We start from the raw sequence: 1106 nt of genomic DNA, 5'->3' as shown, positions 1-1106 counted from the left end.
ATTCAATATACAAATCCCGCAGGTTATCCTCCTCTAGAGCATAGCTCCCGCATCTTAGCCAATGAAGGATGGCAAGTCCTTTTTTTAGGTACTGGAGCAAAGGGGGCAGACAATTTAACCTTTCCACCCCATGAAAATATTACGGTTTATAAAATACCCTTTTGTGAGGCAGGATGGCGACAAAAACTGCACTATTTTCGATACTGTTTTTGGGTTCTAATCTGGGTAATACGTTGGCAACCGACATGGATTTATGCTTCCGATATTTTAGTTTGTCCCATTGCTTATCTTTTGACCTTTTTACCCCATAGTCAAGTTATCTACCATGAACACGACTCCCCTACTTGCACCCCTAATACTTTTTTCCTGCGTTTATGCTTAAAAACAAGGGCAAAATTAGCTAATAACGCCAAATTCTCTATTCTCCCCAACGAAGAAAGAGCGAAGAAATTTACTATTGAAACTAATACTGACAAGCAGGTTTTTTGTGTATGGAATTGTCCACGCCTTGAAGAAGCAAGTTTAATTACTATCTCGATCGAAAAACAAAATAAAGAATTATGGCTTTTGTATCATGGCTCTATAGTAACCGAGAGAATACCCCTTACAGTTATTCAGGCATTAGTTAGATTACCTGAGATGCTCAAATTAAGAATAATTGGTTATCAAACCGTCGGCTCAACAGGATATATTAATAAATTACAAGAACTTGCTCACGACTTGAATATCAGCCATAGACTAGAAATAAAATCTTCTATGCCTAGACATGAATTATGGGAATGGTGTAGAAAAAGCGATATAGGTTTAGCTCTGATGCCCATTATCAGTGATGATATTAATTTGGTTAGCATGGTAGGAGCATCGAATAAACCTTTTGATTATTTAGCCTGTGGTTTACCGCTAATAGTATCGGATTTACCAGATTGGCAAAAAATGTATGTGGACTCAGGTTATGGATTGGCTTGTAATCCTGACGATGTGGACAGTATCGTAAAAGTGTTAACTTGGTATTGGGAAAATCAAGAAGAAATGAGGGCAATGGGGGAAAGGGGAAGACAAAAAATATTAGATGAGTGGAATTATGAAACTCAGTTTAGAATAATTAA

Annotated in this window: 1 protein-coding gene; it reads left to right on the top strand. The window is 37.3% G+C overall.

Annotation, left to right across the window (positions count from 1 at the left end; translation table 11 throughout):
• Window positions 1–1106, top strand: a 1106-nt coding sequence (locus ACN4EE_RS23595; protein WP_431708950.1) for a glycosyltransferase, incomplete at both ends; no start/stop codon positions are given.

Source organism: Geminocystis sp. CENA526, from assembly GCF_050753365.1.
Classification (GTDB): Bacteria; Cyanobacteriota; Cyanobacteriia; order Cyanobacteriales; family Cyanobacteriaceae; genus Geminocystis.
The sequence above is the reverse complement of the archived record's forward strand: the minus strand, read 5'-3'. Positions and strand labels throughout refer to the sequence as shown.